This is a genomic window from Burkholderiales bacterium, from assembly GCA_036262035.1.
Lineage (GTDB): Bacteria > Pseudomonadota > Gammaproteobacteria > Burkholderiales > SG8-41 > JAQGMV01.
On record DATAJS010000025.1, the window covers coordinates 101,886 to 123,456 of the forward strand.

General features: G+C 67.6%; 19 protein-coding genes. 8 read left to right on the forward strand and 11 right to left on the reverse strand.

The annotated features are described in order from the left end of the window. Positions 1–43: 43 nt before the first annotated feature. From VHP37_25710 to VHP37_25745, 8 genes are all read right to left on the reverse strand, one after another. Entirely contained in the window at positions 44–880 is an 837-nt protein-coding gene (locus VHP37_25710) for a nuclease-related domain-containing protein (GenBank protein HEX2829769.1), read from the reverse strand. Between the two features lie 65 nt (positions 881–945). Continuing rightward, the gene (locus VHP37_25715) at positions 946–1,869 is read right to left on the reverse strand and encodes an HNH endonuclease (GenBank protein HEX2829770.1); all 924 of its coding nucleotides are present in this window, start codon (positions 1,867–1,869) and stop codon (positions 946–948) included. Between the two features lie 133 nt (positions 1,870–2,002). After that, entirely contained in the window at positions 2,003–3,052 is a 1,050-nt protein-coding gene (locus VHP37_25720) for an aryldialkylphosphatase (GenBank protein ID HEX2829771.1), read from the reverse strand. Between the two features lie 282 nt (positions 3,053–3,334). Then, positions 3,335–6,241, reverse strand: coding sequence for an aminomethyl-transferring glycine dehydrogenase (gcvP, locus tag VHP37_25725; GenBank protein ID HEX2829772.1), 2,907 nt, complete (start codon positions 6,239–6,241; stop codon positions 3,335–3,337). Between the two features lie 5 nt (positions 6,242–6,246). Further along, positions 6,247–6,624: a glycine cleavage system protein GcvH gene (gene gcvH, locus VHP37_25730; GenBank protein ID HEX2829773.1), complete on the reverse strand. Its 378-nt coding sequence runs from the start codon at positions 6,622–6,624 to the stop codon at positions 6,247–6,249. A 134-nt stretch (positions 6,625–6,758) separates the two neighbouring features. After that, complete coding sequence (gene gcvT, locus VHP37_25735; protein HEX2829774.1) at positions 6,759–7,880, reverse strand: glycine cleavage system aminomethyltransferase GcvT; 1,122 nt, start codon at positions 7,878–7,880, stop codon at positions 6,759–6,761. Between the two features lie 5 nt (positions 7,881–7,885). Beyond that, positions 7,886–8,857 (reverse strand): tripartite tricarboxylate transporter substrate binding protein, encoded by a 972-nt coding sequence (locus VHP37_25740; protein ID HEX2829775.1) that lies wholly within the window; start codon positions 8,855–8,857, stop codon positions 7,886–7,888. 191 nt (positions 8,858–9,048) lie between these two features. Continuing rightward, positions 9,049–11,265 carry a CHASE domain-containing protein gene (locus tag VHP37_25745; protein ID HEX2829776.1) on the reverse strand — a complete coding sequence of 739 codons (2,217 nt, stop codon included), beginning with the start codon at positions 11,263–11,265 and terminating at the stop codon, positions 9,049–9,051. 57 nt (positions 11,266–11,322) lie between these two features. Between VHP37_25745 and VHP37_25750 the strand changes: the two genes are divergently transcribed. The 8 genes from VHP37_25750 (at position 11,323) to VHP37_25785 (ending at position 19,162) form a co-directional block, all read left to right on the forward strand. Next, positions 11,323–12,039 carry a hypothetical protein gene (locus VHP37_25750; GenBank protein ID HEX2829777.1) on the forward strand — a complete coding sequence of 239 codons (717 nt, stop codon included), beginning with the start codon at positions 11,323–11,325 and terminating at the stop codon, positions 12,037–12,039. A 183-nt stretch (positions 12,040–12,222) separates the two neighbouring features. Next, complete coding sequence (locus tag VHP37_25755) at positions 12,223–13,419, forward strand: threonine synthase (protein HEX2829778.1); 1,197 nt, start codon at positions 12,223–12,225, stop codon at positions 13,417–13,419. Then, positions 13,416–14,378, forward strand: a complete 963-nt coding sequence (locus VHP37_25760; protein HEX2829779.1) for a tripartite tricarboxylate transporter substrate binding protein — start codon at positions 13,416–13,418, stop codon at positions 14,376–14,378. The genes VHP37_25755 and VHP37_25760 overlap by 4 nt, the downstream gene beginning before the upstream one ends. Before the next feature lie 165 nt (positions 14,379–14,543). Continuing rightward, positions 14,544–15,509: a tripartite tricarboxylate transporter substrate binding protein gene (locus tag VHP37_25765; protein ID HEX2829780.1), complete on the forward strand. Its 966-nt coding sequence runs from the start codon at positions 14,544–14,546 to the stop codon at positions 15,507–15,509. Between the two features lie 199 nt (positions 15,510–15,708). Next, positions 15,709–15,978: a hypothetical protein gene (locus VHP37_25770; protein HEX2829781.1), complete on the forward strand. Its 270-nt coding sequence runs from the start codon at positions 15,709–15,711 to the stop codon at positions 15,976–15,978. Between the two features lie 45 nt (positions 15,979–16,023). After that, positions 16,024–17,286: an amidase gene (locus tag VHP37_25775; GenBank protein ID HEX2829782.1), complete on the forward strand. Its 1,263-nt coding sequence runs from the start codon at positions 16,024–16,026 to the stop codon at positions 17,284–17,286. Between the two features lie 12 nt (positions 17,287–17,298). Further along, complete coding sequence (locus VHP37_25780) at positions 17,299–17,832, forward strand: hypothetical protein (GenBank protein HEX2829783.1); 534 nt, start codon at positions 17,299–17,301, stop codon at positions 17,830–17,832. Between the two features lie 64 nt (positions 17,833–17,896). Then, entirely contained in the window at positions 17,897–19,162 is a 1,266-nt protein-coding gene (locus VHP37_25785; GenBank protein HEX2829784.1) for an MFS transporter, read from the forward strand. Here the strand turns inward: VHP37_25785 and VHP37_25790 are convergent. The 3 genes from VHP37_25790 to VHP37_25800 form a co-directional block, all read right to left on the reverse strand. Next, positions 19,140–19,490, reverse strand: a complete 351-nt coding sequence (locus tag VHP37_25790) for a PilZ domain-containing protein (protein HEX2829785.1) — start codon at positions 19,488–19,490, stop codon at positions 19,140–19,142. The two genes, VHP37_25785 and VHP37_25790, sit on opposite strands and share 23 nt — an antisense overlap. A gap of 100 nt (positions 19,491–19,590) precedes the next feature. Next, entirely contained in the window at positions 19,591–20,562 is a 972-nt protein-coding gene (locus VHP37_25795) for a tripartite tricarboxylate transporter substrate binding protein (protein HEX2829786.1), read from the reverse strand. 32 nt (positions 20,563–20,594) lie between these two features. After that, positions 20,595–21,539 carry a tripartite tricarboxylate transporter substrate binding protein gene (locus tag VHP37_25800; protein ID HEX2829787.1) on the reverse strand — a complete coding sequence of 315 codons (945 nt, stop codon included), beginning with the start codon at positions 21,537–21,539 and terminating at the stop codon, positions 20,595–20,597. Positions 21,540–21,571: the final 32 nt, after the last annotated feature.

Here is a 21,571-nt window from a genome sequence, read left to right on the forward strand (position 1 = left end):
GCACTCCGGGCGGGATCCGAAACCACGATCGCAACCCCCATGTTCAAGCAGACAGTTGCGCGATGCAGTTCGTGGAGCGCTGGCGTTTACTGCGTCGTGGCGCGCACGTCTCGACAAATGGTACGAGATCATTCACCTCATCGGGTGCGAGAATAACCTTCTCCCGCTCTATGAACGCGGCTAGCGCCTTCGGATTTAGCACCCATACGGCACGACCCCTATTTGCGCCTGGTTCCACAAACCAGCCTGGATATAAGACGATCGCACGCACGGGATAATCTCGGCCCGTGGATTCCTTCACCAGCTCACGCGTCCGCCTCGCATTTGCAGCTGCCTGTTTGATCGGGTCCCGCTCCGGCGTAAGACCAGCAACCGCGACGGTCTCGCCGTCGTATCGGATGCTAGCTTCGCGGTCGGCTGGCTTGCTTATCGTCTTCGTCTCAATCGCGTAAATTCCCTGCGGACCCACTAGAATATGGTCGACGTTGAAGTCCAGTGCAGTGATGTCATGAAAAACGCGGAAGCCATTTTCTCGAAAACGCTCGAGGACTTCGGCCACCGCGCGCTCGCCGTCGCGGCCCTGCCGCAGGTTTCTCAACAGCCGACGCGCACGAGCCAATCGCCAGCAAGCGTAGGCACCGGCGACAAAGGCGAAGGCGGTCATAAGCAGAGGGCTGGGTGGGAGCGCAAAGTACCACCTAAACCACTCATGAGCCGCTAGTGCAATCGCGAGGGCACCTATAGCCGCGGCATCGGTGACGCCACCGTCGCGTAACTTGGTGATCGCCTCGTCGAGTGACTGTCCGGCCACACGAAGAGGTTTGGCTTTGAGGGCTGAACGGTCGTTCTTCTGCTTGGATGAATCAGGCGCTACAGCCATAGGTTTCCGGGTGTTGCAATGCTACGGTGATCTCTTCCTGCGACACGTGCTATCCGCGATCGGCCTCACGCCAGTTCTGCAAACATCTTGAATCGCATCGCTAGCCGATCTCTATCAGGCAAGTCTTTCGGCCGGGCCGGCAGGTGCAACTGCTGGTGATGAAGATTCTTCAGCGCCTCTAAAAGAGGACCGTCCCGACGCGTCAGGAGCCTGTTCGAGATATGGATGCGGTAGTTCGGGTCGATTCCGATGAGATGCGCATCAAATGCAGCGTGATGGATCTTCGATAGCGGGATGCCGTTAGTAACGAGCGGCTGTCCGTACAGCTCGTTTTTGTCAGAAACGATGTGCGCCGCATCGAGCAGCAACGGCTCCGGCAGACCCGATAGCGCGCAGCGGCCGTCGTATGCCTCGATTACTGCCTCCCGAAAAGAGGCTTGATGTAGGCGCTGCTTGACCTCGCGCAACGCATAGCGCCGCTCAGCAGCCGTTTCGGGTGGCCCCACGTCGATCTCGCCGGGCATGCCGAATATTACTTGCGCCCTCAGAGCAGTTGCGTCCCAGCCAGCGACGTAGGCCGGCAACATCGGCTGGTACAAGCCCGGTGCGATTCCGAGAAAGTAGATGACCGGAATCCCCGCCTCCATCGCTTCGCGAAGCCAGCGATTGTCCGCAGCCTGGGAATCTTGCCCCATGAACGCGTACTCGACTGCCTCGTCGCCTTCGTAGATCTGGCGATGAGCTTGCCGCTGGTCGTCATACCAGACGCGTGCACCCGACCTCGGGAACACAGTCCTTATAGACAGCAGATAGCGCATCCGCCGCGGCTTAAAGATGCCGCGTTGCGGATTGATCAAGGGTACACGTTCGCCTAGAAATTGGAATCCCGCGCGCAAATCACTAGAAGTGAGATCGCCCCGCACGTCCGTGAGGCGGCGAACGTGTTCAAATGCGGCGAGCCGCGGTGCTTGATCATCGTATTCAGCCATTCGGGCCGCAGGTCACACCTGATCTTTTGAGATGAACTGGTCGTAATAGTCGCGCGCTAGCTGCACCGCTGGTTCGGCACTGTCGCCTGCTAGCGCTTCGCGAACCGTCTGGCGGGCAAAACCTTACCGCACGTCACACAAACGTCAACAACCTTCTCGGATTGTCAACCAATATCGCGTTGATCTCCTCCTCACTGAAATCCCTCCTCATCAACGGCACGACGTTCTCGAAGATATGCCCATACCCGTGCCCACCATATTCGACCAGGCGCGTTTTGTAGCAGATGTCGTGCGAGATGAGGATGCGGTCGAGGAAGCCGCGATCGGCGAGGCGGCGCAGGGTCGCGAGGCGCATGCCGTCGTTGGGCATGTGTACTTCGGGTGAGCGCCAGTAATAGGTCGTCTCCTGTCCGAAGAGGTCGAACTCCATGACGCAGCCGGTATCGGCGAGCCTGAAGAGCCGGTCGTCGTCGAAGATGGTGCGGTCGAGATGGCTCATGATGGTGCGCGACGCGTCGCCGCCTTCGGCGCGGACGAGGTCCATCACTTCCTGCGGCTGGTCGGGGTTGCGGCCGGGATGGACGTTGAGCGCGGCGCCGGTCTCGCCCTGCGCGATCATCGCGCCGGTCATCACGCGCTTCTCGAGCGGCGACCACTCCGCCTGGCAGCCGATCTCGCCGATGATGCCGGCGCGAACGCCGGTGCCCCACGCGCCTTCGAACACCTGCGCGATGATCTCCTGCGCGAAGCGCTCGACGCTCTTGCTCTGGTTCGAAGGGTCCTGGTATTCCTCGACGTAGTAGCCGCAGCCGATGACGATCGGCACGCCGGCGGCTTCGGAGATCTCTTTGAGGCCGATGGGGTCGGGCTTCAGGCCCCCACAGGTGAGGTCGACGACCGTCTTGCCGCCGGCTTCGCGCATGCGCTCGAGCTCTTCGATCGCGAGTGCCTTGTCGAGCAGCCGGTACTTGGTCGGGTGCTTCTGCGTCCCGTACATGATCTTGAACACGTTCTGCAACGTGATCGGGTAATCGGGGTCGTTCTGGGCGGCGATCTTGGGCGGCGTGATGTCGCACAGCACGTGTTCGTGCATGAGGGTGGGGCCGAGGGTGGCGGGGTCGAGGATGCCGCCGACTGCCTGGGCTTTGCCGCGGAGGTCTTGGCGCGTTAATCGGGTCGTCATGCTCTAAAGGTCAAAATGGATTCCGGATCGCGTCCTGCGGACGCGTCCGGAATGACGGTTCTTTTCGGACGTGTCCGGGATGACGACGTTTCGGACGCGTCCGGGATGACGGTTTTTTCGGACGTGTCCGGGATGGCGGTTCTTCGGACGTGTCCGGAATGACGGTCCTCTTGGGATGTGCCCGGAATGAAGGTCGCGGTGCGTGCGCCACGGGATTGCTTCGTCGCTCGCGCTCCTCGCAATGACAGGCTATTTCCACTGGCGCTCCTCGCAATGGCCATGCTATTCGCGCGAGCTCGAGACCGCGGCGTCGTAATCCGAGAGCGGCGGACACGTGCACATGAGGTTGCGGTCGCCCGCGATCTCGTCGATCCGCCGCACCGGCGGCCAGTACTTGGCGCCCTGGGCGCCCTGCGGATAGGCCGCGCTCATCCTCGAGTACGCATGGGGCCAGTCATCGCTCGCGATCGATTCCGCGGTGTGCGGCGCGTTGACGAGCGGGTTGTCCTCGCGGTCGAAGTCGCCTTTTTCGATGCGGCGGATCTCTTCGCGGATGGCGATCATGGCGTCGCAGAAGCGGTCGAGCTCGCGCTTCGATTCGCTTTCGGTGGGCTCGATCATCATCGTGCCGGGCACCGGGAACGAGACGGTCGGCGCGTGGAAGCCGTAGTCGATGAGGCGCTTGGCGACGTCGGTCACCGACACGCCCACGCTGTCTTTCAGCGGCCGGACGTCGACGATGCACTCGTGCGCGACCATGCCGTTCGCGCCGGTGTAGAGCATCGGGTAGTGCCGTTCGAGGCGGTGGCGGATGTAGTTGGCATTGAGGATCGCGACCGCGCTCGCTCGCGTGAGGCCTTCGGCGCCCATCATGGCGATGTAGGCGAGGCTGATCGGGAGGACGCCGGCGTTGCCCCAGGGGGCGGCGGAGATGGGGCCTACGGCGGGTTGGTCCTTCGACCGTTCGTCCTTCGACTTCGCTGGCGCTACGCTCAGGACGAACGGTTGTAGGTGTCCCGGCAAAAACGGTTTCAGGTGCGCCTTCACCGCGATCGGCCCGACACCCGGCCCGCCGCCGCCGTGGGGGATGCAGAACGTCTTGTGCAGGTTCAGGTGCGAGACGTCCGCGCCGAGCTCGCCGGGCGCGGCGAGGCCGACCATCGCGTTCATGTTCGCGCCGTCGAGATAGACCTGCCCGCCGTGCGTATGGACGACGTCGCAGATCTCGCGGATCGCTTCCTCGAAAACGCCGTGGGTCGACGGATACGTGATCATCAGCGCGGCGAGGCTCGAAGCGTGCTGCGAGGCCCTGGCGCGCAGGTCTTCGAGATCGACGTCGCCCTCTTCGCTGCACTTCACCACGACGACTTTCAGCCCCGCCATCTGCGCCGACGCGGGATTGGTGCCGTGCGCCGAGCTCGGGATGAGGCAGACGGCGCGCTGCGGCTCGCCGCGGCTCGCGTGCCACGCACGGATCGCGAGCAGCCCCGCGAGCTCGCCCTGCGATCCCGCGTTGGGCTGCAGCGAGACGGCGTCGTAGCCGGTGATCGCGCAGAGGTCGCGCTCGAGGTTCGCAGCAAGCTCCTCGTAACCCGCGAGCTGATCGCGCGGCGCGTACGGATGCACGTTCGCGAGCTGCGGCCACGTGATCGGGATCATCTCGGTCGTCGCGTTGAGCTTCATCGTGCACGAGCCGAGCGGGATCATCGTGCGGTCGAGCGCCAGGTCCTTGTCGGCGAGCGAGCGCATGTAGCGCAGGAGCTCGGTCTCGGAGCGGTGGCGCTCGAACACCGGGTGCGTGAGATAAGCCGAGCGGCGCGCCAGATCGTGCGGGATCGCCGCGGGGTCGGCGGTCGGCTCGAACGCCCCGCGCTCGCCGCCGAAAGCCGCCGCGATGATCGGCAGCTCGCCGGCGGTCGTCGTCTCGTCGACCGAGAGGGCGATCGTCGCCTCGTCGACGCGGCGGAAGTTGTAGCCCGCGGCGACCGCCGCTTCGAGAATCGCGTCGGTCCGGTCGCCGGTGCGGACGGCGAGCGTGTCGAAGAACGACCGTGTGCGCACGTCGTGCCCGTGCGAGCGCAGCAGGCCCGCGAGCGTGCGGGCGTTCACGTGTATCTGCTCCGCGATCGCTCTCAGGCCTTCCGCGCCGTGATACACCGCGTAAAGGCTCGCGACGATCGCCGGCAGCACCTGCGCGGTGCAGATGTTGCTCGTCGCGCGCTCGCGCCGGATGTGCTGCTCGCGAGTCTGGAGCGCGAGGCGATAGCCCACGCGTCCCGCCGCGTCGCGTGACGCGCCGACGAGCCTTCCCGGCAGCGTGCGCTTGAGATCGTCGGCGACGGCGATGTAAGCCGCGTGCGGTCCGCCGCAGCCCATCGGCATGCCGAAGCGCTGGGTCGTGCCGACCGCGATGTCGGCGCCGAGCTCGCCGGGCGGCTTGACGAGCGTGAGGGAGAGCAGATCGGCCGCGACGACGACGCGCGTGCCGCGCTCGTGAAGCTTCGCGATTGCGGCCGTCGGGTCCACGAGCTCGCCGGTCGAGTGCGGGTATTGCAGGAGCGCGCCGAACGCATCGGTCGCACTGCCGACCTCGCCGTCTTCGACGAGTCGCACTTCGATACCGAGCGGCTCGGCGCGCGTGCGCACGACCGCGATCGTCTGCGGATGGCACGCGCTCGACACCACGAAGGCCGGCCGATCGGGCTTGTGAGCGACGCGGTGGCACATCGCCATCGCTTCGGCGGCCGCGGTCGCTTCGTCGAGGAGCGACGCGTTCGCCACCGGCAGCGCGGTCAGGTCCGACACGAGCGTCTGGAAGTTCATGAGGAGCTCGAGCCGGCCCTGCGAGATCTCGGCCTGGTACGGCGTGTAGGCCGTGTACCACGCGGGATTCTCGAGGATGTTGCGCAGGATGACGGTAGGGGTGTGGCAGCCGTGATAGCCCATGCCGATCATCGAGCGCATCACGCGGTTTTGCTGTGCGATGCGCGCGAGCTCCGCGAGCGCTTCGGGCTCGGTGAGCGGGCGGCCGAGCGTCATCGGCGTGCGGCGGCGGATGCCGGCGGGGACCGCGGCATCGACGAGCGCATCGAGCGAGTCGAGCCCGAGCGCCGCGAGCATCTCCGCGATCTCGCGCTCGCGCGGGCCGATGTGGCGGTCGGCGAAAGCATTCGAGGAATACGTGGACACTCGGGCTACTTCTTCTTCGTGATTTGGGAGTACGCGTTCTCGTCCATGAGCGCCGCGAGCTCTTCAGGGTTCGACAGGCGCACCTTGTAGAACCACGCGCGGCCGGCGGGGTCTTGGTTGATGAGCTCGGGCGAACCCGGCAGCGCGTCGTTCGCTTCGATCACGCTCCCGCTCACGGGCGCCTTGACGTCCGCGGCGGCTTTGACCGATTCGACGACGGCGGCCGCGTCGCCCCGCGCGTGCTGCGTGCCGGGTTTCGGCAGCTCGACGTACACGACGTCGCCGAGCTGCTCCTGCGCGTAATGGGTGATGCCGACGGTCGCGACGTCGTCGCTGTCGAGGCGCAGCCACTCGTGGTCTTCGGTGTAGTAGGTCCGGGTCATCTTGTCCTCGTTGGCTAGTGACGCGTCACCGCACCGTCATTCCCGCGTACGCGGGAATCCATTTTGACGGTTTTGCTTTGAAAATGGATTCCCGACCGCTCGCGCTGCGAGCGTCGGGAATGACGAGCCGGGTGTCATCTTCTGTAGCGATGATCGACGAAAGGAAGCTTCACAGGTGTCATGGGAATCTCGCGGCCGCGGCTCACGGTATGGAGCGCCTCGCCCGCTTCCAGGACCCTCGCGTCGACGTAGCCCATCGCGATCGGGGCGTCCAGCGTCGGGCTGAAGCCGCCGCTCGTGACGGCGCCGGCTTTCGTGCCGTCGCGAGCGAGCAGCTCGGCGCCTTCGCGCACCGGCATCCGCCCTTCCGGCCGCAGGCCCGTTCGCCTGCGCGGCGATCCGTTCGCGAGCTCGTTTTCGATGATACCGGCGCCGGGATAGCCGCCGGCACGAACGCCGCCGGGCCGGCGTGCGCGCGAGATCGTCCAGCCGAGACCGGCTTCGACCGGCGTGGTCGTCTCGTCGATGTCGTGGCCGTAGAGGCACAGCCCGGCTTCGAGCCTCAGCGAATCGCGGGCGCCGAGTCCGGCGGGACGCACCTCGGGCTGCGCGAGCAGCGCGCGCGCGAGCTTCCCGGCCGCGCTCGCTTCGACCGAGATCTCGAATCCGTCCTCGCCGGTGTAGCCCGAGCGCGTGACGCTGCATTCGATCCCCGAGATCGATATCGACCGGGCGCTCATGAAGGCCCAGCCGGCGACGCCCACGCCGAGCTTCTCCATGACGGCGGCCGCGGCGGGACCCTGGAGCGCGAGGAGGCAGAGGTCGGCGCGCTCGTCGATCGTGCAGCGCGCGCCGATCGACGAGCGCAACTGCGCGACGTCGGCTTCGCGCCGCGACGCGTTCACGACGACGTGCAGGCCGTGCTCCGTGCGAGTGACGATGAGGTCGTCGAGGATGCCGCCGGCTTGGTTCGTCAGCACGCAGTAGCGCGCGCGATCCCGGGGAAGATCGACGAGATCGGCGGGCGTCAGCGATTCGAGCGCTTCGGCGGCTCCCGGCCCGCCGAGCAAGACCTGCCCCATGTGCGACACGTCGAAGAGCGCCGCCGAAGACCGGCACCAGCGGTGCTCCTTGAGGATCCCGTCGCCGTAATCGAGCGGCATCGCATGACCGGCGAACGGGACGAGCTTCGCGCCGAGCTCGACGTGCAGCGCGTGCAGCGGAAGCTCTCGTGCGGGTTGCGGCGTGTCGCTCATGCGGGTTATTCGATCCTGATCTTCGCCTGCCGGATGATCTTGCCCCACTTCGCGTATTCCGAGCGCACGAACGCCGCGAACTGCTCGGGCGTGTTCCTGCCGAACTCGCTGCCGTCTCCCGCCAGCTTCTCCGCCACGTCCGGCAGCGGCAGCACGCGAACGATCACGGCATTCAGCCGGTCGACGATCGGCCGCGGCGTGCCGGCCGGCGCGAGCACGCCGTTCCACGACGTCATCTCGTAGCCGGGGAGTCCCGCTTCGGAGATCGTCGGCACGTCGGGCATGATCTTCGAGCGCACCTTGCTGGTGACGCCGAGCGCGCGCAGCTTCCCTGCCGCGACGTAGCCGCGCGCGCCGATGACGTCGGCGAAGAGCAGCGACACCTGGCCGCTCATCACTTCCGGCAGCGCCGCGCCGCCGCCCTTGTAGGGCACGTGCACCATGCTCGTTCCGGCCATGAGCTGCATGAGCTCGGTCGCGATGTGCGACGCGCCCCCGGTGCCGCCCGACGCATACGTCATCTTGCCCGGCTGCGACCTGGCGAGCGCGATCAGCTCCCTCAGGTTCTTCGCCGGCAGGCTCGGCGGCACGACGATGGCGAACACCGTGCTCGACGCGAGCGCGACCGGCGCGTAGTCCTTGAGCGTGTCGAACGGAAGGCTTTTGAAAAGCGCGGGACTGAAAGCCATCGGCGCGACGGTGCTCATGATGAGCGTGTAGCCGTCGGGGGCCGCGCGCGCCGCGATCTCCATCGCGATGTGGCCGGACGCGCCGGTACGGTTGTCGACGATGATCGTCTGGTGGAGCTGCTCGGTCATCTTCTGCCCGATGACGCGCGCCGAAATGTCGGTGCCGCCGCCGGGGGCGAACGGCACGAGCATGCGGATGGGGCGGGCGGGATACGTCTGCTGAGCGTGAGCGACGTCGGCGGCGCTCACGAGCGTGAGAAGCACGCAGGAGGTCAGGAAAGTCTTCATTCGTTTGTTTGCCGGAGCGGTCCGGCGATCATTCAAAACCCAGATTAGCCAGCACGTCCCGGCGCCGCGCTTGCGCTGCCATGCGTCGGTACGAAGGCGGAACGACCGTCGTCAGGCGCGGCCGTCGCCTGGTCCGCCGCGGCCTCGGCCTCGGGCATTGCACCATGCGCGCGCCCTCCTCGATCGAGCATTTATCCGATGGTATAGCGCGGCCCCCGCCGCGCCAACGACCTCACCACCGCCACCACCTCGTCACTCATCACCGGCTTGCCCAGATGCGCCTGGAAGCCGGCCTTCATCGCCTCGGCCCGATCCTCCTCGCGCGCGTACGCGGTGATCGCGGCCGCGGGGATGTCGCGCCCCTCTTCAGGAGATAGCCCCCGCACCCGCCGCACGAACGCGTAGCCGTCCATGCCGGACATGCCGATGTCGCTCAGCAGCACGTCCGGCCGGATGCGAGGCAACGCCGCCAGACCTTCCGACGCATCGCTCGCACACGCCACCTGCGCGCCCGCCTCTTTCAACACACGCTGCAGCAGCGCACGCGCGTCGGCGTCGTCGTCGACGACGAGGACGCGCACGCCGGCCAGCGGCGCACCGCCGGCATCCGAAGGCGGCGCTTCGGAAGCTACCGACGCCTGCGCAATCATCAGCGGCAGCTCGACCATGAACGTTGCACCATGACCCAACCCCGCACTGCGCGCTTCGACCGTTCCTCCGTGCAGCTCCACGAGCTGGCGCACCACCGCCAGCCCGATGCCCAGCCCGCCGTGCCGCCGGCTCCTGCCGCCTTCAGCCTGCTCGAACCGCCCGAAGATGCGCTCGAGGTCTTTGGGCTCGATGCCTTCGCCGGTGTCGGTCACCGTGAGGCGCGCGCACTTCCCTGCAGGTTCCAGCCGAAGCTGCACGCGCCCGCCCGCGGGCGTGAACTTGACGGCGTTGGACAGGAGGTTCCACACGACCTGCTGCAATCGCGACGCGTCGCCGCGCACGACGATCGGCCCGGCGACGATGTCGGACTCGAGCACGATGTTCTTCGCTTCGGCCGCCGGGCGCGCCGAGGCGATCGCCTCCTCGACCGCGCGCGCCATGTCGACCGAGTGCAGCTCGAGGCGCATCTTGCCGGTGATGATGCGGTTCATGTCGAGGAGGTCCTCGATGAGCTTCGACTGCGCCTGCGCGTTGCGATGGAGGACCTCGGCCGCGGTCGGGATCTCGGACGCGGGGAGCTTGCCCGAGCGCAGCAGCTCGGCCCAGCCGACGATGCTGCCCAAAGGCGTCCTGAGCTCGTGCGAGACCGTCGCGAGGAACTCGTCCTTCATCACGTTCGCGCGCTCGGCTTCGGAGCGTGCGGCGCGCTCGCGCTCGAGCGCCCGCTGGGTGTCCCAGCGCGCGTCGGCCTGCCTCAATACGAGCGCCGCGAGCAGCCACGACAGCAGCGTCCCGCCGAGCACGACGAGCAGCGGTTGCACGATCGCCTCGAAATGCGTCTGCCGCGAGCGGAAGGCGAACGTCCACGGCTGGCCGACGACGTCGACCGTCTCGGTCCTGGTGAAGCGCGGGCTGTGGTCCGACGTGTCGTCGTAGAGCACGCTCGCGGGATCGGGCGCGGCGCCGTGATAGACCGACACCGCGACGCCCGGCGGCGTGCGGAACGCGCTCGCCAGGAAGTCGCCCGAGCGGATCGGCGAATACGCGAAGCCGAGCAGGCGCTCGCGCCGCTCTTCCACGCTGCGCGGCATCGTGCCGCCGCGATACACCGGCAGGTAGATGAGGAAGCCGGGCTGCTTGCGCGCGTCGATCTCCTGCACGAGCTGGACCATCGCCGACGCGGCCGCCGCGCCGCTGTCGCGCGCTTTCGCCATCGCCTGCGCGCGCACCGGGTTGGTGTACATGTCGTAGCCGATCGCGGCGCGGTTGCGCTCGTCGAGCGGCTCGAGGTTCACGATCGAATGGCGCTCGGCGCGCTCGTGCTCGGGCCACACGCGGAACTGCGGAAAGCCCTGGGCGCGCATCGCCTGCTCGATCCGCGGCTCCTCCGCGGCGGTCATCCTGCGGCTGAAGCCGATGCCGAGGATGCCGGGATACTGCGTCTCCAGCGCCAGCCGCTCGACGTAGCGATGGAAGCCGGCGGTGTCGACCTCTCTGTCGAACGCGGAGAAAAGACCGGCGGCGCCGCGCAGCAGCGCGACCGAGGTCTCCACGCGCTGGAGCACCGCGGCCTGCGCGTCGCGCGCGGCGGCTTCGAACGCCACGCGGTCGCGCTGCGCGGCGATATGCCACAGGAGGCCGGCGACGAGCAGGGTCACCGCCACGCCGGCGGCGAAGGCGATTTTTGCGGTGCGGCGGCGAGGGGCGGACGGGGCGGGTCGGGTTTCGGTCGAGGACGGCTGCATGAATTTGTGCATTCGATGGTCGTGCCCGGCTGTTGCGCCGGCGCGTGCACGATAGCAGCATCAGCGCGCATGGAACCACCCTTCGAACGTCCGCAGGCCGGCGCGGTGCCGCCGCTCGATCATCAGATCGGGGTGGTCGATGCGATCGTGCTCGCGGTGGGTGAAGGAGCAAGCGCTTACCTCGTGCGCGAGGTCTGGAAAGGACACTCGACAGCCGCCGGCAGCGCGCTTGCGCTCGACACGCGCATGCACGAGCTGCTCGGCTATGAGCCTGTGAACGGCGGCGAGGTCGTGCTCTTCCTGCTCGCCGGCAAGCCTCTGGAAGTGCTGCCGGTCGTGGGCGGCCGCGTCGTCTATGCGCCGCACGATGCGTCGGTGCAGGAGACGCTTGCCGCGCCGCAACTGAAGGAGCGCGTGATGGCAACCGCAACGCCGCTCTCGCAACCGCTGCCGCCTTCCGGTGTGCGCATCGCGCTGCGTGTCGCGTTCACCGGCGTCAAAGGCATGCCGGTGCTCGCGCTCGCCCATAACAATGCGGCTCCGCTGCTCGTGCTGTTCGAGGACCATCTCGTGCAGCGGGTGATCTTCAGGCGCGAGCGCAAGTACTCGGAGATCGAACAGGTCGACGTGTCGCGCACCGACAGCGACAACCTCGAGATCGCCTACCGCGGACGCACGCTCACGTTCGCGGCGAAGATGGCGCAGAGCGACCTGGTCGAAGTGCTGCGGTTCTTCCAGCGGAAAGGCGTGACGCTCGGGGAAGGGGCGGCACGGCGGGTGCGCTAAGGCCTCTCTGATCGAGTCATCGCGAGGAGCGAAGCGACGTGGCGATCTCGTGGCGCACGCAACGGACGCTCCGGGGATTGCTTCGTCCCCCGGATGCTGTTCCGGGCTTCGGCCTGGCGCTCCTCCTCGCAATGACATTCGCGTCCGCGCTATGCTTCCTCAAACGACGACCGGGGAGCAGCGATGAACCTCACCCATCTCGAGGTCGTGCCGGGCGGCGGGCAGGTCTCGCCCGACAGGCCGGTCAACGCGAAGCCCGGCACGATGCTCTACGCGCGCTACGATCTCGCACGGATCAAGGGCGAGGTCACACCGCAGGACATCGCCCAAGGCCCCGCATCCCTGTGGCGGTATGCGCCGCTGCTCCCGGTAAAGGATCCGAAGAACGTCGTCACGCTGAGCGAAGGCTGGACGCCGCTGCTGCGCGCGGACCGGCTCGCGAAGGCGATCGGCTGCGGCGAGCTGTGGGTGAAGGACGAAGGGCGCAATCCCAGCGGCACGTTCAAGGACCGCGGCGCGTCGGTCGCGCTGAGCCGCTATCGCGAGCTCGGGGTCGAGACGGTGGCGCTGAACAGCTCGGGCAACGCGGGCGCGTCGTGGGCGCTGTACGCGGCGCGCGCGGGGCTGGGCTGCACGACGATACTCCCCACCGACGCGCAGCCGTCGAGCCGCCGCCAGTGCGACCTCGCCGGCGCGCGCAGCTATTACGTCGCCGACTGGCACCGCGCCGGCGCGATCGTCGCGCAGACGTGCGCGGAGCACGGCTGGCTCGACGTGAACACGCTCAGGGAGCCGTATCGCACCGAAGGCAAGAAGACGATGGGGCTCGAGATCGCCGAGCAGCTCGGCTGGCAATTGCCCGACGTCGTCGTCTACCCGATGGGCGGGGGCCTGGGCGCGATCGCGATCTGGAAAGCGTTCGAGGAGCTGCTCGCGCTCGGCTGGGTGCAAGGGCGCATGCCGAAGCTCGTCGTCACGCAGTTCGCCGGCTGCGCGCCGGTGGTGGCGGCGTTCGACGCCGGCCGCGACGAGGTGACGCCGTGGGGCGCGATGGACGTGCCGCCCGGCGGGCTCAAGTCGCCCAACCCGCCGGCGGGACGCGCGGTGCTGGCGATCCTGAAGCGGCACGGCGGCGCGGCGATCGCGGTCAGCACCGCGGACGCGATCCGCGAGGCCGCGGCGCTGACTTTCAGCGAAGGCATCTTCGCGTGCCCCGAGAGCGCGACCACGATCGCGGGCATCCGCCAGGCGCTCGCGCGCGGCATCATCGACAAGTCCGAGCGCGTCGTCGCGGTGTCGACGGGCTCGGGCCTCAAATCGATACCGACGCTGCCGGCGACGCCGGAGCGGCTGATCGCTTCCGCGGGAGACATCCGATGAGAACGCACCTGATCGTCGCTCTGGCAGCCGCGGCCTGCGCCATTCACGCCCACGCGGCGGGCTATCCCGACCGCCCCATCCGCCTCGTCGTGCCGTTCGGTCCGGGCGGCGGCTCCGATTACGTCGGACGGCTCGTCGGCGTGAAGCTCGGCGAGCAGATGGGCCAGCAGGTGGTGGTCGACAACCGGCCGGGCGCGGCGTCGCTCGTCGGCACCGAGATCGTCGCGCGCGCCGCGCCGGACGGCTACACGCTGTGCCTGTGCGACGTCGGCTTCACGATCAACCCGCTCTATTACAGGAAGACGAGCTACGACCCGCTGAAGGATTTCGACCCGGTGACGGTCGTCGCGGAGACGCCGTACATCCTCGTCGTCAGCTCGAGCCTGCCGTACGCGACCAGCATCAAGGACTTCATCGCCGCGGCGAAAGCGGCGCCGGGCAAGATCAACATCGGGTCGGCCGGCAGCGGCAGCGGCACGCATTTCTCGGGCGAGCTCTTCAAGCAGCGCGCCGGCATCGTCGCGACGCACGTGCCTTACAAGAGCGCCGGGCTGTCGACGACCGACGTCGCGGCCGGCCAGATCCAGGCGACGATGAGCACCGCCCCTGCGGCGATGCCGCTCGTCAAAGGCGGGCGGGTGAAGATCCTCGCGTCGGCGGGCGCCAGGCGCAGCGCGCTCATGCCCGACGTGCCGACGTTCGCCGAGAGCGGCGTCAGCGGCGTGGTCGTGACGAACTGGTACAGCATCATGTCGGTCGGCGGCACGCCCAAGCCCGTGATCGCGCGGCTGCACCAGGAGCTCACCCGCGCCGTCGCCGCGCCCGACATGCGCGAGCGCCTCGCCAACGCCGCGCTCGAGCCCGCGCCGAACACGCCCGAGCAGTTCAGGCAGCTGATCGCGAACGAGCTCAAGCGCTGGGCGCAGGTGATGAAGGACGCGGGGATCAAGCAGGAGTGATTCGTCATTCCCGACCCCGCGATAGCGGGAGCGGATCGGGAATCCATTTCACGACCTGTGCCCGAGGAAAATGGATTCCCGCCTGCGCGGGAATGACGACTCGTTCGCGTCCGCGTTGTCATGTACAGTCGTCTCGTTTCAGAAACCCAGAACAGGATTTGCCTCGTGTCGAAACTCGCTGCCCGCTTCGTTTCCCCGGCGTTCGTGCTGTGTGCCTGCTCCGCGTTCGCCGCGGACAACTATCCCGCCCGCCCCATCCGCATCGTCGATCCGTTCTCGCCGGGCGGGAGCACCGAAGCTCAGGCGCGCGCGCTCGCGCAGAAGCTCAACGAAGCGTGGGGCCAGCCGGTGGTCATCGACGCGCGGCCGGGCGCGGGGAGCTCGCTGGGCTCTTCGGTCGTGGCGCAGGCGACGCCCGACGGCTACACGCTGCTCATGAACAACGTCGGGCTCGTGACGTCGGCGCTGCTCGCGAAGAGGCCGCCGTACGAGCCCACGAAGGATTTCGCGGGCGTGATCATGACCGGCACCCAGCCGCAGTTCATCGTCGTGAATCCGTCGCTGCCGTCGACGCTGAAAGAGTTCATCGCGTACGCCAAGGCGAATCCGGGCAAGGTGAACTTCGGATCGTCGGGCGTGGGCGGCAGCAGCCATCTCTCGATGGAGTATTTCAAGATCGCGACCGGCACCGACCTCACGCACGTGCCGTACAAGGGCAGCAACCCGTCGGCGACCGCGATCATCGCGGGCGAGATCCAGATGGGGTCGTTCTCGGGGAACTCGGTGCTGCCCCATATTCGGTCGGGGAAGATGCGCGCGCTCGCGGTGACGACGCTGAAGCGCGCCGCGGTGATGCCCGAGGTGCCGACGGCCGACGAGCAGGGGCTCAAAGGCTACGAGGTCGTCACGTGGGGCGGGATCTTCGCGCCGGCGAAGACGCCGCCGGCGATCGTCGCGAAGCTCAATCAGCAGATGAACGCTGCGTTGCAGACCGCGGACGTGAAGGAGCGGTATGCGAGGATCGGGGTCGATGTCTCCGGCGGCGCGCCGGCGGTGCTGAACAAGCTGCTGGCGTCGGAGCAGAAGCGGTGGGGGAAGGTCGTTGCAGACGCGAAGATTCCGAAGGAGTGAACGTCAAGATGGATTCCCGCCTCCGCGGGAATGACGAAGGGCAGGAGTTCGCGGGATGACGAGGGACCGCCTCCGCGGGAATGACGAAGGGCAGGAGTTCGCGGGATAACGAGGGGCCGGACTTCGCGGGAATGACGAGGGCCTCTCTGTACGGTCGCGTACCGCGTGGCAAGCGAGCGTCCGGTACCATTCGCGCATCATGCCGAATCGCACCTGGATTTTTCGTTCCTCTCCCGAGATGCAGGACAACGCGGTCCTGCACCGATGGTGCTGGCGCGCGATCGCGCCGACCGGTGAGATGGCGGTCGCGAGCCTGACGTTCGCGACGCTCGCAGCATGCGTCGCCGACGCGCAGCTCCACGGTTTCGCGGGCGCGGTCGATCCCGCCGCCGGCATGCTGTCTCCCGTTCATTACGAGATCCGCGTGAACGGTCCCGAAGTGGTCGCCACGCCGCGCGCTGGCGGATAGGCGTTGCGGCTATGATGGTGTGGTCGGAGACTTCCCCACACCCTCATGAACACCCATCGATATTCCGCTACTGAAGCATCGGCGCTGTTAGCAAACGGCAAGCTCACCGCCGTCCGGCTCGCCGAGGACTGCCTCGCGCAGGTCGCCGCGCGCGAGGAAGCAGTCCAGGCGTGGTCCTTCATCGATCCGCAGCAGGTCCTGGCGGACGCACGCGCGCGCGATTCGGAAAAACCGCGCGGCCCGCTGCACGGCATTCCGGTCGCGGTGAAGGACATCATCGACACGGCGGACATGCCGACCACGTACGGCTCGCCGATCTACGCCGGCTATCGGCCGCGCATCGATGCGGCGTGCGTCGCGCTGCTGAAGCAGGCCGGCGCGGTGATCATGGGCAAGACGGTGACCGCCGAGTTCGCGATGTCGCATCCGGGGCCGACGCGCAATCCGCACAATCCCGCGCACACGCCCGGCGGCTCGTCGAGCGGCTCGGCCGCGGCGGTCGCGGATTTCATGGCGCCGCTCGCGCTGGGCACGCAGACCGGCGGCTCGGTGCTGCGGCCGGCGGCGTTCTGCGGGATCGTCGGTTTCAAGCCGTCCTTCGACGCGATCAGCCCGATCGGCGTCAAAGCCAATACCAAGTCGTTCGACACCGTGGGGCTGATGGGCCGCAGCGTCGGCGACGTCGCGCTCGCGCTCTCGGTGATGACGGGATCGCGCTTCGAGCTGCCCGCGGTCGACAAGCCGCGCATCGGCTTCTATCGCACGCTCCACTGGGACAAGGCGGACGCGGCGACGCAATCGGCGCTCGAGGGCGCGGCGTCACAGCTCGCGAAAGCCGGCGCGCGCGTGAGCGAGGTCACGCTGCCCGCCCGGTTCGAGGAGCTCCTGCGTGCGCGCAACGCGGTCGGCGCGTTCGAATCCTCGCGCGCGCTCGCGTGGGAGCGGGCGAATCACGAAGAGCAGATCGCGGTGCGCGAGAAGCTTCGCAAGTCCGACGCGGTCACGTTCGACGAATACGTCGCCGCGCAGAAGGTGCTCGACGAATGCCGTCGCTTGCTCGGCATCGCGTTCAACGATTACGACGCCCTGCTCGTCCCGAGCGCGCCGGGCGAGGCCCCGAAAGGCCTGCAATCGACCGGGGACTCGGTCTTCAACCAGCTGTGGACCGCGCTGCACGTGCCGTGCGTGACGGTGCCGGTGTTCAAGGGGCCGAACGGCCTGCCGATCGGCGCGCAGCTCGTCGGTCCGTATGGTGGCGATTACCGCACCCTCGGGTGCGCCGGGTGGGCGCAACGCGCCCTGATGTAGGAGACACGGCGAATGGCGATGGAACGGGCAGCCGATCAGCAGGACATCGTCGACCAGCTCTACTTCTTCGAAAGCCCGAACCAGGGCGATACGCGCTGCCTCATCCTCGCCCACGGCGGGCAGTTGCGCGGAGACGACCAGTTCAACCTCAACGGCATCACCATGAAGTTCTTCGTCGAGCACGGCGAAGCGCTCGAATCGAACACCGCGCGGCTCGTGCTCGGCCTGCCGCGCGTCAACGAGGCCAGCCCTTGCCGCGACTACTCGCTGGCGAAGTTCCTCGGATCGCACGGCGACGGCAAGACCTACACCCAGCTTCGCGACCTCATGCTGGTTCGCTACGGCGCTTCGCCCAATCTCTGCCCGCACATCGTCAGCGTTCGCAACCGGTCGATCTTCAAGGCGGGGAAGATCATCAAGCTGAGCGAAGCGATCAGGCTCGTCACCGCGCACCGGCCGGCGATCAACGAGTTCTGGATCGGCGGCTGCCGCGGCGAGCACAAGGGCAAATGGTCGTACGTCAGCAGCCATCTGTGGGGAGGCTGAATTCGCGCAGCAGCTCGGTATAAGATCGGGCTTGTCCGCCCACGAGTAGAAAAAGGACCACATGATGGCCCGACCAACGAAGGCCGGCCTGCACTACGCCTGGATCGTCCTCGGCGCCGCCTGCGTGCTCGCCATCGCCGCGCGCGCCGATTCGGCGGCGTTCGCGGTGTTCGTCGAGCCGCTGGTCGCGCTGTTCGGATGGAAGCGCGGGGACATCTCGTTCGCGTACGCGCTGGCCTTCCTCCTCGGCCTGCCGGCGACGGTCGCGATGGGATGGCTCGGCGACCGCTTCGGCGTGCGGCCGCTGATGCTCGGCGCGTCGGTGCTGATCTCGGTCGGCACGGTGCTCATGGGCACGATCACCGAGCTGTGGCAGTTCTATCTGTACTACGCGCTGTTCGTCGGCTCGATGGGCCACGCGGCGTTCACCGTGCTGCTGCCGGTGATCCTCACGCGCTGGTTCAAGCGCCACATGGGCATCGCGATCGGCTGCTACTGGGGCGCGCTGGGCGCGGGGCCGGTGCTGTTCGCGCCGCTCTTCAGCTGGATGATCGAGACGCGCGGGTGGCAGAACGCTTTCACGACCATCGGCGTGAGCCTGGGATTCGTGCTCTTCGCTTTTTCGCTGCTGATCCGCACCCGGCCCGCCGAAAAAGGACTCACCGCGCTGGGCGATGAAGACGGCGAGAAGCCGCGCGCGGCCGCAGCGGCGCCTACCGCGAAGCTGCGCGACCTCATGCGCGAGCGGCCGGTGTGGTACCTGATGGGCATCCACCATCTCGGCTGCGCCGGCCACGCGGTGATCCTCGCGCACGGCGTGTCGATGGCGCACATCGCGGGCGTGCCGATGATCGAAGCCGCGGGCGTGCTCAGCGTGATCGCGGGCACGTCGGCGTTCAGCCGCTTCGCGTTCTCCATCCTCACCGAGAAATTCGGCGGCCGCTCGTGCCTCACCGTCGCGATGCTCGGGCAAAGCACGTCCGTCCTGCTCCTGCTCGTCGCGCACGAGCCGTGGCACTTCTATGCGTTCGCCGTGGTCTTCGGGATCTGCTACGGCGGCGAGATGGTCGGCTTCCCGATCATCAACCGCCAGCTCTTCGGCGCCAACGCGCCGCTCGGCTCGATCTACTCGTTCCAGATGGTCGGCGCGAGCATCGGCATGGCGCTCGGCGGCTGGCTGGGCGGACTGCTGTTCGATATGACGGGGACGTATACCGCCTCGATCATCGTCGCTGCGGCGATCGGATACCTGGCCGTGCCGCTGTCGATGTGGCTACCGCGCCACGAGCGCGCGCAGGCAGCGCCGGTCAAGGCAGTGGCGCCGGCGTAGACGCGGCAGCGGGCGACGCCGCCCTTCTTTCCGCCAGATACGCGAGACACCTTCCCCGCTCTTCGTCACCGATCCCGGTGACCAGCGCACCGAGGCGCCCCTTGTTGACGTGACGGATCTGCACGGTGCAATGGATCGGCTCGCCGGGCGGAAACGGCACGACGAGCTCGATGTGCCCGCCGACCGGCAGCGAGTCCTCCGCTTCGATCAGGAAGCCTTTCTCGCACATGTTGCGCAGCCGGCACGGCGACCTGCTTGCGCCCACCACCAGCGTCGCGTTGATGTCGATGTCGACCCTTTGCGCCGCTCTCCGCTCGCTCGGCCTCAATTGGTTATTGCTCCCCTTGTTGAAACCACCCACACCCTAACCCTCCCCCTGAGGGGGAGGGAATCTTTTGGTACTCTCCTGAGGGGGAAGGAATGGACCACTACTGCGGCGTGATCCCCGCCTCTTTCACCACCCTGGCCCACGTCGCGCTCTCTTCGCGGATCACCTTCGCGAACTCGTCCGGCGTGCTGTTGACCGGCTCCATCGCCATCGAGGCGAACTTCTGTTTCACCTCGGGCGTGCGTGACGCGTGGCCGATCGCCTGATTCAGGCGGTCGATGATCGCACGCGGCGTGCCGGCCGGCGCGAGCATCCCGAACCACTGCGAGCTCTCGAAGCCAGGCAGCGTCTCCGCCACCGTCGGCACGTCGGGCAGCGCCGGGACGCGTTTGCCGCTGGTCACGCCGATCGCCCGGATCTTTCCGGTCTTGATGTGCGTGATCGCCGACGACACCGCCGAGAACACCATCGCCACCTCACCCGACACCAGCCCGATGAACGCCGGACCCACGCCCTTGTACACGATCTGCTGGAGCTTTATTCCGGTAGCCTGCTCGAAACGGACCGAGGTGAGATGCGGATGAGTCCCCTGCCCCGGCGAGCCGTTGGTGACGCGGCCCGGCCGCTCCTTCGCGAGCGCGATCAGGTCCCTCACGCTGCGCGCCGGCACCGAAGGATGGACGTTGAGCACCTGCGGCACGTCGACGACGAGCGAGATCGGCGCGAAGTCGCGCACCGCGTCGTGCGGAACCTTGGCGAAGATGTGCGGATTGATCGTGAGCGACGGCTGGATGATGAGCAGCGTGTAGCCGTCGGGCGGCGCCTTGGCGACGACGTCGGTGCCGATGATGCCGCTCGCGCCTGCACGGTTCTCGACCACGAAGCTTTGTCCGAGCTCGGCCGTGAGCTGCTGAGCGAGAAGCCGCGCGAGGATGTCGCTCGTGCCGCCCGGCGCCGAGGCGGCGATGATCCTCACCGGACGCGCGGGATAGGTTTGCGCGACCGCATCTGCGATACCGATTGCGAGCACTGCCGCCGCCGCGGGCAATGCCCGGCTTGCACCCAGGTCCATACGCCCTCCCCAGTTTCTGGACCGCTGCGAGTTTAATCCGCCTTCGCCCCCGATGCCCTGATCACCGACTGCCACTTCGCGATGTCGGTCTTCATGACCGCTGTGAACTCCTGCGGCGTGCTGCCGATCGCTTCGGCGCCGTCGGCGAGGAAGCGCGTGCGCATGTCGGGGCTCTTCACGATCTTCACGACTTCCGCGTTGAGCCTGGTCACGATCGGCCGCGGCGTGCCCGCGGGCGCGAGGAGGCCGAACCACGCGCGCGCTTCATAGCCGGGCACACCCGACTCGGCGATCGTCGGAATCGCCGGCAGGCCGCCGAAGCGCTTGCTCGTCGTCACCGCGACGCCGCGCAGCTTGCCGGTGCGCACCTGCGGAATGGCCGGCGGCAGGTTGGGAAACGCGAGCTCCACCTCACCGGCCATCACCGCGAGCACCGATTGCGGCGCGCCCTTGAACGGCACGTGCACCATGTTGACCCTGGCGAGCATCCTGAACAGCTCGCCCGAGAGATGCGCGGTGCTGCCGTTGCCGCCGGAGCCGAACGACAGCGCACCCGGCTTCGAGCGCGCGAGCGCGACCAGATCCTTCACCGACTTCACCGGCAGCGACGGATGGACGATGAGGATGTTCGGCGCCTGCGACACCAGGCTGATCGGCGCGAAGTCGCGCACCGGATCGTAGGGCAGCTTCGGATAGAGGCCGACGTTCACCGCGTGCGAGCCGGCGCTCGCCATGATCAGCGTGTAGCCGTCGGGCGGCGATTTCGCCGCCGCTTCGCCGCCGATCGAGCCGCCGGCGCCGCTGCGGTTCTCCACGACCACCGGCTGGCCGAGCATCGCCGAGAGCTGCTGGCCGACCGCGCGCGCCATGGTGTCCGGGCCGCTGCCGGGCGCGGAAGGCACGATCAGGCGGACGGGTTTGATGGGGTAGTCGGACTGGGCGTGGGCCAGGGGCGATGCGAGTGCGGCGACCGTCATTCCCGCGAAGGCGGGAATCCACCTTGGGGTCT

Coding starts and splice junctions, on each gene's coding strand:
- VHP37_25780 (HEX2829783.1), top strand. CDS start 17,299: ATGGCGATGGAACGGGCAGCCGATCAGCAGGACATCGTCGACCAGCTC.
- VHP37_25710 (HEX2829769.1), bottom strand. CDS start 880: ATGGCTGTAGCGCCTGATTCATCCAAGCAGAAGAACGACCGTTCAGCC.
- VHP37_25755 (HEX2829778.1), top strand. CDS start 12,223: ATGAACCTCACCCATCTCGAGGTCGTGCCGGGCGGCGGGCAGGTCTCG.
- VHP37_25750 (HEX2829777.1), top strand. CDS start 11,323: ATGGAACCACCCTTCGAACGTCCGCAGGCCGGCGCGGTGCCGCCGCTC.
- gcvH (HEX2829773.1), bottom strand. CDS start 6,624: ATGACCCGGACCTACTACACCGAAGACCACGAGTGGCTGCGCCTCGAC.
- gcvT (HEX2829774.1), bottom strand. CDS start 7,880: ATGAGCGACACGCCGCAACCCGCACGAGAGCTTCCGCTGCACGCGCTG.
- VHP37_25800 (HEX2829787.1), bottom strand. CDS start 21,539: ATGACGGTCGCCGCACTCGCATCGCCCCTGGCCCACGCCCAGTCCGAC.
- VHP37_25745 (HEX2829776.1), bottom strand. CDS start 11,265: ATGCACAAATTCATGCAGCCGTCCTCGACCGAAACCCGACCCGCCCCG.
- VHP37_25795 (HEX2829786.1), bottom strand. CDS start 20,562: ATGGACCTGGGTGCAAGCCGGGCATTGCCCGCGGCGGCGGCAGTGCTC.
- VHP37_25770 (HEX2829781.1), top strand. CDS start 15,709: ATGCCGAATCGCACCTGGATTTTTCGTTCCTCTCCCGAGATGCAGGAC.
- VHP37_25715 (HEX2829770.1), bottom strand. CDS start 1,869: ATGGCTGAATACGATGATCAAGCACCGCGGCTCGCCGCATTTGAACAC.
- VHP37_25740 (HEX2829775.1), bottom strand. CDS start 8,857: ATGAAGACTTTCCTGACCTCCTGCGTGCTTCTCACGCTCGTGAGCGCC.
- VHP37_25720 (HEX2829771.1), bottom strand. CDS start 3,052: ATGACGACCCGATTAACGCGCCAAGACCTCCGCGGCAAAGCCCAGGCA.
- VHP37_25760 (HEX2829779.1), top strand. CDS start 13,416: ATGAGAACGCACCTGATCGTCGCTCTGGCAGCCGCGGCCTGCGCCATT.
- VHP37_25785 (HEX2829784.1), top strand. CDS start 17,897: ATGGCCCGACCAACGAAGGCCGGCCTGCACTACGCCTGGATCGTCCTC.
- VHP37_25775 (HEX2829782.1), top strand. CDS start 16,024: ATGAACACCCATCGATATTCCGCTACTGAAGCATCGGCGCTGTTAGCA.